This window comes from Gemmobacter lanyuensis (assembly GCF_014652355.1).
Taxonomy (GTDB): Bacteria; Pseudomonadota; Alphaproteobacteria; order Rhodobacterales; family Rhodobacteraceae; genus Gemmobacter; species Gemmobacter lanyuensis.
The window spans coordinates 124928-138184 of the sequence record NZ_BMYQ01000002.1 but is presented as its reverse complement, the minus strand read 5'-3'; the positions used below and the strand labels follow the sequence as shown (position 1 = coordinate 138184).

At 65.5% G+C, this 13257-nt stretch carries 8 protein-coding genes; 2 read left to right on the top strand and 6 right to left on the bottom strand.

Annotated features, from left to right (window positions below; genetic code table 11):
• Nucleotides 1-95 precede the first annotated feature (95 nt).
• Both IE101_RS05725 and IE101_RS05720 read left to right on the top strand, forming a co-directional pair.
• Entirely contained in the window at nt 96-2351 is a 2256-nt protein-coding gene (locus tag IE101_RS05725; RefSeq protein WP_189632859.1) for an NADP-dependent malic enzyme, read from the top strand.
• A 14-nt stretch (nt 2352-2365) separates the two neighbouring features.
• Nucleotides 2366-3229, top strand: a complete 864-nt coding sequence (locus tag IE101_RS05720) for a ribokinase (RefSeq protein WP_189632858.1) — start codon at nt 2366-2368, stop codon at nt 3227-3229.
• Here the strand turns inward: IE101_RS05720 and addA are convergent.
• Genes addA through IE101_RS05690 form a run of 6 tightly spaced genes read right to left on the bottom strand, consistent with a single transcriptional unit; the run spans nt 3218 to nt 13219 of the window.
• Nucleotides 3218-6529: a double-strand break repair helicase AddA gene (gene addA, locus IE101_RS05715; protein WP_373296065.1), complete on the bottom strand. Its 3312-nt coding sequence runs from the start codon at nt 6527-6529 to the stop codon at nt 3218-3220. The two genes, IE101_RS05720 and addA, sit on opposite strands and share 12 nt — an antisense overlap.
• Nucleotides 6519-9452, bottom strand: a complete 2934-nt coding sequence (gene addB, locus IE101_RS05710) for a double-strand break repair protein AddB (protein ID WP_189632856.1) — start codon at nt 9450-9452, stop codon at nt 6519-6521. The genes addA and addB overlap by 11 nt, the downstream gene beginning before the upstream one ends.
• A complete protein-coding gene (locus IE101_RS05705; protein ID WP_189632855.1) occupies nt 9445-10140 on the bottom strand; it encodes a nucleotidyltransferase family protein in 696 nt (231 codons plus the stop codon). The genes addB and IE101_RS05705 overlap by 8 nt, the downstream gene beginning before the upstream one ends.
• Entirely contained in the window at nt 10119-11132 is a 1014-nt protein-coding gene (locus IE101_RS05700; protein WP_189632854.1) for an aminoglycoside phosphotransferase family protein, read from the bottom strand. Before IE101_RS05700 ends, IE101_RS05705 begins: the two co-directional genes overlap by 22 nt.
• Complete coding sequence (gene tsaE, locus IE101_RS05695) at nt 11129-11587, bottom strand: tRNA (adenosine(37)-N6)-threonylcarbamoyltransferase complex ATPase subunit type 1 TsaE (protein ID WP_189632853.1); 459 nt, start codon at nt 11585-11587, stop codon at nt 11129-11131. The genes IE101_RS05700 and tsaE overlap by 4 nt, the downstream gene beginning before the upstream one ends.
• Nucleotides 11588-11629: 42 nt before the next feature.
• Nucleotides 11630-13219 (bottom strand): PAS-domain containing protein, encoded by a 1590-nt coding sequence (locus IE101_RS05690; RefSeq protein ID WP_229804032.1) that lies wholly within the window; start codon nt 13217-13219, stop codon nt 11630-11632.
• Nucleotides 13220-13257 lie beyond the last annotated feature (38 nt).

Sequence of the window (13257 nt, the reverse complement as noted above, 5' to 3'; positions counted from 1 at the left end):
ACCGCTTTGGCCGCGAAAAGCGGCAAAGCGTCGTTGGCAGGCGTGTGCCGGGGCGCTAAGACGAAACAGAGAGCAATACAGGATGGCCCCCTGACATGACCAAGACCAAGATCACCGCGGAAGAGGCGCTTGCCTACCATCTGGAACCGCGCCCCGGCAAATATGACATCGTCGCCTCGACCCCGATGGCCACCCAGCGCGACTTGTCGCTGGCCTATAGCCCCGGCGTCGCTGTGCCGGTGCAGGCCATCGCTGAACGTCCGGAAACCGCCTATGACTATACGGTCAAGGGCAATATGGTGGCGGTGATCTCGAACGGAACCGCGATCCTTGGTCTGGGAAATCTGGGGGCGCTGGCGTCAAAACCGGTGATGGAGGGCAAGGCCGTCCTCTTCAAGCGTTTCGCCGATGTGAACGCGATCGATATCGAGCTTGATACCGAAGACGCCGACGAAATCATCAAGGCTGTCAGTCTGATGGGCCCGACCTTCGGGGGGATCAACCTGGAAGACATCAAGGCGCCCGAATGCTTCATCATTGAACAGCGCCTGAAAGAGATCATGGACATCCCGGTGTTCCATGATGACCAGCACGGCACCGCCGTGATCTGTGCGGCCGGTCTGCTGAATGCGCTCGAAATCAGCGGCAAGAAGATCGAGGATGTGAAGATCGTCCTCAATGGCGCCGGTGCGGCCGGGATTGCCTGTCTTGAACTGCTCAAGGCCATGGGCGCGCGCCATGACAATTGCATCATGTGCGACACCAAGGGCGTGATCTACCAGGGCCGTACCGAGGGCATGAACCAGTGGAAATCGGCCCATGCCGCCAATACCCCGGCGCGCACGCTGGAAGAGGCGATGGTGGGGGCGGATGTCTTCCTTGGCGTTTCGGCCAAGGGCGCGGTGACGGCCGAGATGGTGGCCTCGATGGCCGAAAACCCCGTGATTTTCGCCATGGCGAACCCTGATCCGGAAATCACCCCCGAAGAGGCGCACGCCGTCCGCGCCGATGCCATCGTGGCGACCGGGCGCAGCGATTACCCCAACCAGGTCAACAACGTCCTGGGCTTCCCCTATCTGTTCCGCGGCGCGCTGGATATTCACGCCCGCGCCATCAATGACGAAATGAAGATCGCCTGTGCCAAGGCGCTGGCCGCGCTGGCGCGCGAGGATGTGCCGGATGAAGTTGCAATGGCCTATGGCCGCAAGCTTTCGTTCGGGCGCGATTACATCATTCCTACACCCTTTGACCCGCGTCTGATCTATACCATTCCGCCCGCCGTCGCGAAGGCCGGGATGGACACTGGCGTGGCGCGTCGTCCGATCATCGATCTGCATGGCTATGAACTCAGCCTCAAGTCGCGGATGGACCCGACTGCCTCGATCCTGCAGGGCGTCCATGCCCGCGCCCGGGCCGCACAGGCCCGCATGATCTTTGCCGAGGGCGATGACCCACGGGTGCTGCGCGCCGCCGTTGCTTATCAGCGCGCCGGTCTGGGCAAGGCGCTGGTCGTGGGGCGTGAGGCGGATGTGCGCGAAAAGCTGGAGACCGCAGGTCTGCACGACGCCGTGCGAGAGCTTGAGGTGGTCAATGCCGCCAATTCCCGGCATCTCGACCTCTACAAGGACTATCTCTATCGCCGCCTGCAGCGTCAGGGCTTTGATGACCATGACATTCGCCGTCTGGCCACACGTGACCGGCATGTGTTCTCCTCGCTCATGCTGGCGCATGGGCATGGTGATGGTCTGATCACCGGCGCCACGCGGAAATCGGCCCATGTGCTGAACCTGATCAACCATGTTTTCGATGCCAAATCCTCGGACGGGGCGGTCGGGGTGACGGCGCTGCTGCACAAGGGGCGGATTGTGCTGATCAGCGATACGCTGGTGCATGAATGGCCTGAGGCGCAGGATCTGGCCAATATCGCCGTGCGCTCGGCCAATGTCGCACGCGGTCTGGGCCTTGAGCCGCGCGTGGCCTTCGTCAGCTTCTCGACCTTCGGCTATCCGATATCGGAACGCGCCGCGAAGATGCATGAGGCGCCGGCCATTCTGGACGAGATGAAGGTCGACTTCGAATATGACGGCGAAATGGCCGTGGACGTGGCGCTGAACCCCAGCGCGATGGCGAATTACCCGTTCTGCCGTCTGTCGGGCCCGGCGAATATCCTGGTGGTTCCGGCGCGGCATTCGGCTTCGATCTCGGTCAAGCTGATGCAGGAAATGGCTGGGGCCACCGTGATCGGGCCGATCCTGACCGGGGTGAAAAAGCCCATCCAGATCTGTTCGACCAACTCGACCGTGAATGACATCCTCAACATGGCGGCGCTGGCCGCCTGCAAGATCGGCTGACGAAAGGGCACGCGATGGCGGTTTACAATCTGGGTTCGATCAACATCGACCATGTCTATCGCGTGCCTCACCTTCCGGCGCCGGGGGAAACCCTTTCGGCGCTGGATTACGCGCAGGGGCTGGGCGGCAAGGGGGCAAACCAGTCGGTCGCCGCCGCGCGCGCTGGGGCGATGTGCCACCATATCGGCGCGATCGGGCCGAACAGTGACTGGGTTCTGGCCGAAATGCAGGCCTATGGCATCGATCTGCGGTATGTGAGCGTGCTTCCCGTCGCCACGGGCCATGCCATCATCAATGTCGATCCGCAGGCCGAAAACAATATCGTCATCTTTCCGGGCGCCAACCGCGCCCTGACCGCTGATATGGCCACCGCTGCGCTGGCGGGGGCGGGTCCGGCGGATAGTCTCCTGCTGCAGAACGAAACCTCGGCGCAAGCCGAGGCCGCCGCGATTGCCGCTGCGCGCGGGATGCGCGTAGTCTATTCCGCCGCGCCCTTTGACATCGGCGCCGTGCGCGCCGTTCTGCCCCATGTCAGCCTGCTGGTGATGAACGAGGTTGAGGCCGAACAACTGCGCGCGGCGCAGGGGGCGCTGCCGCAGATCGACTGCATCATCACCAAAGGCGCGCAGGGCGCAGAATGGATTTCTGCCGTGTCAGAGCCGCTTTTCATGCCCGCCTTCAAGGTGATGCCCGTCGATACCACGGGCGCCGGGGATACGTTCATCGGCACGCTGGCCGCGGCGCTGGACCTTGGCCTGCCGCGCGAGGCTGCAATGCGCCGCGCCAGTGCCACCTCGGCCTTGCAGGTCACGCGGCTGGGGGCGGCGCAGGCCATCCCCACTGCGGCTGAGGTTGAGGCCTTCCTCTCAACCCACTGAAACAGGCATCAGCGTGGCGGTCTTCGTCCAGAGGATCGCCGTTTCGATCTTCCGTTCCGGATAGATCTGCCGCATCGCCTCGGCATAGGCCTGCATCTGACGGCGCAGGCCCTCCGGCACCTGATCGGCCGTTTCGGGCACGATCTGGTTGGATTTGTAATCGACGATCAGCACCCGATCCGGCCAGATCAGCAGCCGGTCGATGGTCCCATAAAGCCGCTGACCCTCAAATTCCGCTGTTATAGAGACTTCGGTCAGGGCATCCGGCCCGAAGATCGGCGCGAGGTCGGGGGTGGTCAGCACTCGCGTTGCCTCAGCCAGCAGCTCGGCGCGCAGGGCATCATCCGAAATCAGCGCGGCGGCCAGATCGGGCCAGCTGTCGGGCGGGGTGCCGGGCAGATGTTCCAGCAGGCTGTGAAGCGCGGTGCCGCGGTCCATCGCGGCCTGGGTGTCGCCCTCGGCATCCCCAAACAGCGCCTTGGCCCCACCAAGGCCCGAAGGGGTGATCGGTTTCGGCGGCCGGGGCATATCGGGCGCGGCCTGACGCAGCCAAGCGGGAAGCGGCGTTTCCTCTGCCATGTCTGCCTGGACAGAAACGGTTTTGTCGGCGGGCCAGTCACCGTGGCTGATGTGTAGCCGCCCCTCGGCGTCCGGTTTCGCACCCAGACGTTCCGCCCCGGCGCGGATCAGATCATACCAGGCGGGCTCACCCTCTTTCTTGCCGTCTTTTTGCGAAGCCAGCGGCCCGGCCGCGGCCACGATCAGCCAGCTTTGCGCCCGCGTCAGCGCAACATACAGAAGGCGCATCGATTCCGCCTTGTTGCGCTCGGCCCGGTCGCGGCGGATCGCCTCGAGCGCCGGGGGGCTGGTGTCGCGGGGCATTCGCCACAGGGCGGTATCGTCGAGCATATACAGCTCATCCCGGTCATTCGGCCGCGCATCGGCGGTATCGGGCAGGATGACGATCGGCGCCTCCAGCCCTTTGGAGCCATGTACTGTCATCACGCGGATCTTGCGCCCGCCGCTTTCCATCTGGCGCTTCACCTGCACGTCATCGGTTTGCAGCCAGGTCAGAAAACCCGTCAGACTGGGCACGTCATTGCGTTCATAGGCCAGCGCCTGTGACAACAGCTCATCAATGCCATCCTCGGCCTCGGCCCCCAGGCGGGCCAGCAACTTGCGCCGCCCGTCATGCCGCGTCAGCGCGCGTTCGATCAGATCGAAGGGGCGGAGGAAATCAGACTGGTTCCGCAGATCGCGCAAAATGGCCACAGCGGTGGGGTGGCGGTCTTCAGCGGCCCGCAGGGCTGCCCAGAGATAGCCCTTGCGGGGCTGGGCGAGGCGGTAGAGATCATCCTCGGTCAGGCCAAACAGGGGGGAACGCAGCGTCTCGGCCAGGGCCAGATCATCTTCGGATGTGGCAAGGAAGGCCAGAAGCGAGGTGATATCCTTGACCGCCATTTCCCCGCCCAGATGCAGACGGTCCGCCCCGGCGATGGGAAGCTGCGCCTCTTTGCAGGCGCGGATGATTTCGGAAAACAGCGGTGATCGGCGGCGCACCAGAATAAGAAAATCGCCGGCATGGACGGGGCGGCTGCCGCTGCCTTCAGGGATCTGTGTTCCGGCGTCGAGGATGTCCTGAATCCGCGCTGCAACCCGGCGGCCCAGCTCGGCCGCGTGATGTTCGCCGGAAACCAGATCGACAGGGTTGGTCCAGTCTTCATCCTCGGGGTTGGTCGAGGGGGCGATGGGGGGCCAGATCTCCACGCGGCCGGGCAGGGCGTCCCGAAAGGCGATATGTCGGGATGCCCCGCCAAGCGCCCCATGCAGATCCTGCGGGAAGGTTTCATCGACCAGCTGCAGCACGGCGGGCGACGATCGGAAGGAATGTTCCAGCTCCAACGACTGGAAGGGCGCGCCGATGGTGGTCAGCCGGTCGCGGAACGTATCGCGCATCCGCGCGAAGGCCGATACATCCGCCCCCTGAAAGGAATAGATCGATTGCTTCTGATCGCCGACGACAAAGATCGTCCGCTCCACCTCTCGTGCGCCCTGGCCCGAGGTGAATTCCTGGGCCAGCAGCTCGATCACCTTCCACTGATCGGGCGAGGTATCTTGCGCTTCATCCACCAGAATATGGTCAATCCCGCCATCCAGCCGGAACAGCACCCATTGCGCCACGGCCGGATCGGTCAGCAGGGCCTTGGCGCGGGCAATCAGATCGTCGAAATCCAGCGCGCCGCGCAGTTGTTTGCGCTGTTGATAGAGCGGCAAGAAGGCCGCAGCGAAGCGATGCAGAGCGGCGCTACGCCGTGCGCTGATCAACGCCACGCGCCGCCCGCGGGCGGATTCCACGCGGCGCATCAGCTGGGCCAGCTTGTCACCCAGATCGCCCAGGGCGGTGCGAATATCTTTGGTGGGCAGGCTGTCCACCTTGGCGGTGAAGGGTTCCTTTGCGGTTTCCCCGGTCAGGAACAGATCCTCCAGCGCGGCCAAAAGCCCTATGTTCGGGATGGTAAAATCCAGCGCGGCCAGCCGCCCGGCCGTCTTCACATCAGTGGCCTTGCCCTTGGCGATGATCGCAATCGCGTCGGGCATCCAGACGGTTTCGTCGCCCAGAAAGACATCCGCCAGAATGGCGTCCTCATCCTCGCCGGGGCGCAGGCCGAACAAGGCGCCGATCTGATCTTCCCGCAGCGGCGGTTGAAACCCCTCGGCCTTGCGCGCGATTTCGCCCGCCAGTTGTCCGAAATCTTCGCCGGAATACAGGGCCGCCATGGTGGAAATCGCTTCAGGGGCGAGGGATTCGGCCATCTCCTCAACAATATCCTCGCGCAGCAGCTTTGCCGCGCGGTCGTCAAGTTCGGTGAATTGCGGGGAAACCCCGGCCTCCAGCGGAAAACGGCGCAGCAGCGTGGCGCAGAAGCTGTGGATCGTCTGAATCCGCAACCCCCCCGGCGTTTCAATCGCGCGGGCAAACAGGCGCCGGGCCTCGGCCAATGTTTCACGTGAAACACCGCCCTCGACGCCCAGCTCCTCCAGAGCGGCACGCAGATCCGCCTCGGGTTTCATCGCCCAGGACCCGAGCCGCGCAAAAAGCCGGTTCTGCATCTCGGACGCCGCCGCCTTGGTATAGGTCAGGCACAGGATGCGCGAGGGCTCGACCCCGGACAGCAAGAGCCGCGCCACGCGGTCGGTCAGCACCCGCGTCTTGCCCGATCCGGCATTGGCGGAAAGCCAGGTGGACATGGCCGGATGGGCCGCAGTGACCTGCCGTTCGCTGGCGGCGTTACGCATCATGACCGACATCCTGGGGTTGGGCGCGATCCGTCATCTCCCATTCGCCAAAGCGCGAAAGGTGGTCGTAATCGCCCGGAAACTGGGTTTCAAACATGGCGCGGCGGGCGGTATAGCCGGTTTCGGCCACCATATAGCGCGAAATCAGCTTGTGCAGATCCTCCCACGCCTTGCCGGTCGCCTCGGCAGTCATCGGGGTCGAGACGATCTTGGGCGAGGAGCCGAGGCCGATATAAGTGATCTTCGCCACCTCGGCCGGTCCAAGCTGCCGGAAGCCGCCGCGTTCCGCCATGCAGGCCGCCAGCAGAAGCTGCTTGTCGAACAGTTCCTGCTGCTTTTCCGAAGGCGGCGTCCCAGTCTTGTAATCAAGGATGTGCAGCCGCCCATCGGGCAGCGCGTCAATTCGATCTGGCGTACCGAACAACGAAAAATCAAGCGTTTCCAGTCGGATACGGCCCTTCTCCTCAAGGCTGACGGGGATGCCCCCTTCCATCCCGTCATGGTCGAGGAAGAAATCCGCCGCTCGCTCCAGCCGCGCAAGCCAGAGCGCGCGGGCCGCGGGCCAGGGAACTTCCTGCGCCAGAACGGCCTCGGCGGTGGACATCAGCAATCGCCGCGCGGAAGGCCGATCTTCGGGGCGGCGCTGCCCGACAAATGTTTCCAGAATCTTGTGCAGGACCGACCCGCGCAGCCGCGCGTCCGGGCTGCGATGCAGCGGCTCCAGCCGGAACAGCCGCAGGATATAGCGGGCATAGATGGCATAGGGATCGCGGATCAGCGTCGAAATCCGCGTCAGCGCCAGTTCGCGCGGGCGATGCGCCACGGGGGGGCGCGGGGCAGGGCGGGGCGACAGCGGCAGTTCCACCTCGGGCGTTTCAAGCCGATGTGCCAGATCCAGCCAGACCTGCCCGCGCCCGCGCATCTGCGTCAGCGCCTGATCGCCGCCCTGATCGGGCAGGCCGCCCAGCAGGTTCGTCAGCCGGTTCAGCCAGCGCGACGGCACGGTTTCTGCTTCGGCATCGCGGCGGGCGCGGCTCAGCACCACGCGCGCAGCCCCAATCGCCTGCTGGAAGTCATGCGCCGAAAGGCCGATCTGGCGTTCCGGCAGGCTCAGGCCCGCGTCCTTCCGCATCCGGCGGTTCAGCCAGGGGTCAGGCGCGGGCAGTTTCGGCCAGATCCCGTCGTTCAGCCCGCCAAGAATGACCAGATCCGCGCCCTGCACCCGCGCCTCAAGCGTGCCCCAGACCATGATCAGCGGGTGGGTCTGCACATCCTGCCGCACCTCGCCCCGGTTCAGCACCGCGTCAAAGAGGTTGCGGTAATCGTGCAGCGCCAGCCGCCCGGCGGCTTCGGCATCGGTGGCAAGCTCGCACACCACGCGCTGCGCCTCTATGCCCGCGGCCTCAAGCCACAGCTCGCCGGTGTCGCTTCCCCAGGGGCCGCGGGCCAGCTCTTCCGTCACGCGCAGGTGGCGGGCCAGATGGTCGGCCAGCGGCAGGATCACCGCCTGCTCCAACCCCGCCAGCGCGGCAATCATCCATTCGGCCCAAGGCAGCGCCGCTTCCTCTTTGCGCGCCCCGGCCCATTCCCGCAGCCAGAGCGCATCGGGGAAGGGTGGGCCATTGCGGCGCAGTTTCAGCTCCAGCTCCCGCGTCAGGAGCAGATGCGGCCCCCGTTCCCCGCCCGAGGCGACAAGCGGATGTTTCAACAGCGTCAGCAGCGCCTCCGAAGTCAGCTTGCGCCCCATCAGCGCGCCAACATGGCGCAGCAACCGCCCCGGCGCCGAAAGGGCAAGCGGTTTGCCTGCGGAATCGTCCGGGCGGATGCCCCAGCGGTCCAACGCGGCCTCAACCTGGCGTGTCAGACCGCGGTCGGGGGTGATCAGCGCGCAGCGCGTGCCAGCCTCTGCCGCCTCGCGCAGCACCAGCGCCACGGCCAGCGCCTCATCCCGCGGGCTGTCGGCCTCGATCAGTGTCAGCCCCTCGGTCGCGGGGCCGAGATGGGGCAGCAGCGGGCCTTCGGTGATCCACTGATCGGTGACAGGGGCAGGGCGAAGCGCAAGGGAAATCAGGCGGTTGCGGTCGGGGGCGGGGCCGGTCGCATCGGTCCAGCGCTGCACGTCGGCCGGTGTTTTGCCTAGTAGGTCCATCAGGCGGCGATAGCGGAACTGGGGGTGATCCTCGGCCGTCAGCGCATCGCCCATGCCCGACCAGACATGATCCGGCATGTCGAAATCAAAGCCGGGCAGCACCAGCGCCCCCTGCGGCAGCGCCGCCACCAGCTGCATGAAGCGCAGCGTCGTGCCGCGTGACCCCGTCGATCCTGCGATGATCACCGGATCTTGCGGCAGGCTCTGGTCCCAGTGCAGGGCCAGCGCCTCGACCGTGCGGCGCAGCCGTGCCTGCGGGTCCGGTGCGGCCTCGGCATCAAAGAACTGGGTTACGATGTTCAGGAAAGACTGGGTCCGCGTCCAATGCGCCGAATGATTGGACACATCCAGCGCGGCGATGCGTTCGGGCGGCACGTCTTCGCCCTGCATCTCATCCACAAGGTTCGCAAGACTGTCGGCCAGATCGAACAGGGCCGCGCGTGGCGCCAGATCGGGCTGTGCATCCAGCAGCCGGGTGATCAGCTGCGTCAGCTCCAACCGCCGCCGCAGGGGCCGGACAGGCTGGGGGATGCCCAGCCGTGCAGCCTCGGGCGAAAGGTCGGTCAGCACCCGCAGCTTGGGCAGAAAGCTTGCCCCCTCGGCGACAAAGATCTCTTGCACCCGGCGGCGCATGCGTTCGGTGTTCAGGAACAGCTGGACCCGCGCCATCGCCTCGGGCGGCGATCCGGCAAGGCGCGCGCGCAGCCCGCGCACCAGTTCGGCCGGGAAATCCGCCCCGCAGGGCAGCGCGAACAGGGGGGAAGCCGTTTCACGCATGGGCCAGCAGCGCCTCAGCTTCGGCGATCCCCTCGGGGCGGCCCACATCGCACCAGCCGCCCTGATGAACCACCCCGAATGCGCGCCCTTCGGCAATCGCCAGATCCCACAGGCGGTTGAGCGAGAAGACCCGCTCGGGGATTTCTGCCAGACGGTCGGTCTTCACGATCTGCGCCCCCAGATAGGCCCAGCCCGCCGCCCCCTGCGCCCGCCGGATGCGCCCGTCAGGCGCCAGCAGAAAATCCCCGGCGCCGCTGTAGCCGCTGGCCTGCGCCGCAGGCAGCAGAAGCAGCAAAGCATCCATGTCCTCGGGTCGCCAGACTGCCGCCAGCTGCGACAAGGCGTTGGCCCCGGTCCAGACCGCATCGGTGTTCAGCGTGAAGACCGGTTCCGGGCCGAGCAGCGGCAGCGCCGCGCGCAGCCCACCTCCGGTTTCAAGGATTTCGGCGCTTTCATCCGCAATGGCGATGTCCGGTCGTTTTGCCAGATGATCGCGCATCATATCGGGCAGGTAATGCACATTGGCGACGACGCGCTGCAGATTGACGCCCGCGGTCTGGTCCAGTGCGTGATCAATCAGCGGTCGCCCGGCAACCCGGACCAAGGGCTTCGGGCAGGTCGCGGTCAGTGCGCCCATACGGGTGCCGAACCCGGCGGCGAAAAGCATCAGGGCGTGGGGTGCGGGCATTGGTCCTTGATCCGTTGAAGGCGGTCCGGCGTGGGGTCGGGCAGAAGCGCGGCGCAAATCGGGGCAAGTTCTGCCAGCGCCGGATGGGCGAGATTGCGTTGCAACTGGCCCCAGACGCGCGGGATCAGCGTCAGGTATCCGGGTTTGCCCGCCACGCAGCAGAGCCGGGCAAAAATCCCCAAAATACGCAGCGCGCGCTGGGCACCCAGTGCGGCATAGGCCGCGCCAAAGTCGGCCTCGCTTTGGCCAAGGGCGGTGCGGAAACGGATGCAGATCGCAGCCTCGGTTTCGGGGGCAACATCACGCCGCGCGTCCTGCAACAGCGACACAAGATCGTAGGCCGGTTGTCCCCCCTGCGCCAACTGGAAGTCGAGCAGCCCGACCCGTGCAAGCCCCTGCCGATCTGGCAGCCACAGCAGGTTCTCGGCATGGAAATCCCGCAGGATCAGCACGCGCGGCCCATCCGCGTGACGCGCCAACACGGCGGCCAGTGCATCAATAAACGGCGCCGTGTCGCACTTTTCGCCGACAATCGCGAAGCGATACCAGTCAAGCGCGAATGCCGCAGCGGTTGCCCAGTCGGTGCAGGTCAGATCCGGCAGCTGCGCCGGCATGGGTGCAGACTGCAGATGCAAGAGCACATCCGCCGCCGCGGCGTAAAGCGGCACCTCCAGCGTCGTGTCGGTTGCCAGCACACGGGCGTAGATGTCATCCCCCAGATCTTCAAGCAGCAGGAACCCGTGCTTCAGATCGTCGGCAAGGATGGCGGGCGCGGACAGGCCGATCTGCCGCAAATGCCGGGCGATCTTGATGAAATCCGCTGGGTCATCGCCTTTCCCGGGGGGGGCGTTCATCAGGACGGCGGTTGCGCTACCCTTGGACAGCCGTTCATAACTGCGGTCCGAGGCATCCCCGGCCAGAAAATACCGCTTGGCCTTGCCCCAGCCCGCGTGTTCCAAAAAGGCCCGCGCGGCGATGTCCCGGTCCTTCATTGGCCCAGACCGCGCAGCAGCGGATGATCGGCGGGCGTCGCGCTCAGGCGGCGGCCTTCGCCTTCGGGGGCAAGGGACAGGTGCAGTGCGTTGGCGGGGACCAGCGGGCCCAGTCGGTCGGGCCATTCGACCAGACAGAGCGCCGTCTCAAAGGCCGCCTCCAGCCCCAGTTCGATCACCTCATCTGTGTGGCCAAGCCGATAAAGATCGGCGTGCCAGATGTCGCCCGCCGCGTCCTCATAGGTCTGGACCAGCGTAAAGGTGGGCGAGGGGACCTCGATATCGGCCCCGATCCGTGCCCGAATGAAGGCGCGCGCGAGATGCGTCTTGCCTGCACCGATCGGGCCGGACAGCAAGATTACCGTGCCCGGTCCGGCACGATCCGCTAAGACCGCGCCGAGGGTCGAGGTTGCCGCATCATCGGCCAGGTAAAGCGAAAACGGGCTTTGTGTCATGCAGCGGTTTTACCGCCGCAAGAACCCCCGCCGCAAGCCGGATCAGGCAGAACGACGGTCGTCTTCGGCGGGTGGAGCAACCGGTTCGGGCAGTGCAGGGCCTGCCACGCTGAAGCGGGCCAGTGCCGCACCGCCCGGCAGGCGGCTGAAGGCGCAGTGCACCAGTCGTCCGTCTTGCAGGCGGATATCACCCCGCAACGCATCCTCGCGGCTGTCGTCGCGGCTGTCGTCGCGGCAGAAAGCCTCAGCCTCGGTCCAGAAGGCGCTGGGGGCGCTACGGTCGCGCCAATAGCTGCAGACGGTGGCCAGCGTGCCCCCGGCAATGCTTCCGGCCGGATCATGACCCCAGATTTCGCCATATCGGCTGTTCGCCATGACCATGACCCCCGCAGCCGAAAACACGGCCAAGGCCTCATCCATCGAATCCAGCACCGCCTGGCCCAACTCCAGATCGGCGCGATAGCGACGGATGCGGGTGATCTCGTTCGAGATGTCTTCAAACATCAGCGCCAAGGCCCCATTGGGGTGCGGGCGGCCAATGAGGCGATAGGTCTGTCCGGAGGGTAGGCTCCACGTTTCTTCATAATGTCCTGAGGCTGCTGCCGCCTCCAATTCGGCCATCTGCTTCCGCCAGCTGCGGTAATCCTTGGGTTCGGGCAACATGTTACGGTCGCGCATCATGTCGAGAAAGGCAAACAGCGTGGGGCGGGCCGACAGGAAATCCGGGGGCAGGTTGCACAGGTCAAGCAAGGCGGGGTTGAAGAGCTGCAACTGACGCTGCCGGTCAAAGATCGCCAGACCGATCGGCAGATGGGCGAAGGTTTTGGTCAGCGTCTGGGTGAATTCGCGGAGGGCGCCTTCTGCCTGCACGGTCGTGTCAGCGGGTGTGGCAAAGATCAGCCGTTCGCCCTGATCGTCGGTTGTGGCAGACAGGTCGAACCAGCGGTCTTTCCGCCCTTCCGTCATCAGGCGCTGCCGTTGCCCATGGGCCACGGGGTTGTCGGCCGGAGCCTCAAGCAGCCGTGGCAACGGCCAGGACAGATCCTGCCCGGGATCCAGGCGGTCGCCGACTTCGGTCAGATAGCGGGCATTTGCCCAGACCACCTCGCCCGAGGCGGTTTCCCGCCAGATGAGCAGGGGTGCCTGCGCCAATGTCCCGCGTAACTGCGCCAGTTCATCCTGCAGCGCCCGAAGCGTCAGCAGATCGTGGCCAAGCCCGTTCTGATGCCCGACATCCTGTGACAGGGTAATGCGCAAAAGCCCGCCACGATGTTCGGCCTGCAACGACAGGGGCATACCGTCAGATCCCCGGCTTGCGAGCGTCAGCATCCCGTCGGCCTCAAGCCCTGCGAGGCGTGGTTCGATCTGGGGAAACCGCGGGCCGAGATAGGCGAGCAGTCGCGCCCAACTGGGCCCCTGCGCCGCGCCCTGCGCCAGAAGCGCGCGTGCCGGTGGGGTCGCGTCGACCAGACGATCACCATCAAACAGGAAGACCGTTCCTCCGCAGCGATCAGCAAAAATACCGCCCGCCCGAGCATCACCATGGCGCTGCAAGGCCGCCAGCACAAAGAGCGCGGCGAGAGCCAGCAGGCCCGCAGTTGGCACCAGAACCAGCAACGCCCATCCTGTCAACGTCCCCTCCCTCATGCTGTGGTTCAGCAACCTTGAGG

Excerpts from the sequence above, each read along its gene's own strand:
- IE101_RS05725 (WP_189632859.1), top strand. The coding sequence starts at position 96 with ATGACCAAGACCAAGATCACCGCGGAAGAGGCGCTTGCCTACCATCTG.
- IE101_RS05720 (WP_189632858.1), top strand. The coding sequence starts at position 2,366 with ATGGCGGTTTACAATCTGGGTTCGATCAACATCGACCATGTCTATCGC.
- addA (WP_373296065.1), bottom strand. The coding sequence starts at position 6,529 with ATGATGCGTAACGCCGCCAGCGAACGGCAGGTCACTGCGGCCCATCCG.
- addB (WP_189632856.1), bottom strand. The coding sequence starts at position 9,452 with ATGCGTGAAACGGCTTCCCCCCTGTTCGCGCTGCCCTGCGGGGCGGAT.
- IE101_RS05705 (WP_189632855.1), bottom strand. The coding sequence starts at position 10,140 with ATGCCCGCACCCCACGCCCTGATGCTTTTCGCCGCCGGGTTCGGCACC.
- IE101_RS05700 (WP_189632854.1), bottom strand. The coding sequence starts at position 11,132 with ATGAAGGACCGGGACATCGCCGCGCGGGCCTTTTTGGAACACGCGGGC.
- tsaE (WP_189632853.1), bottom strand. The coding sequence starts at position 11,587 with ATGACACAAAGCCCGTTTTCGCTTTACCTGGCCGATGATGCGGCAACC.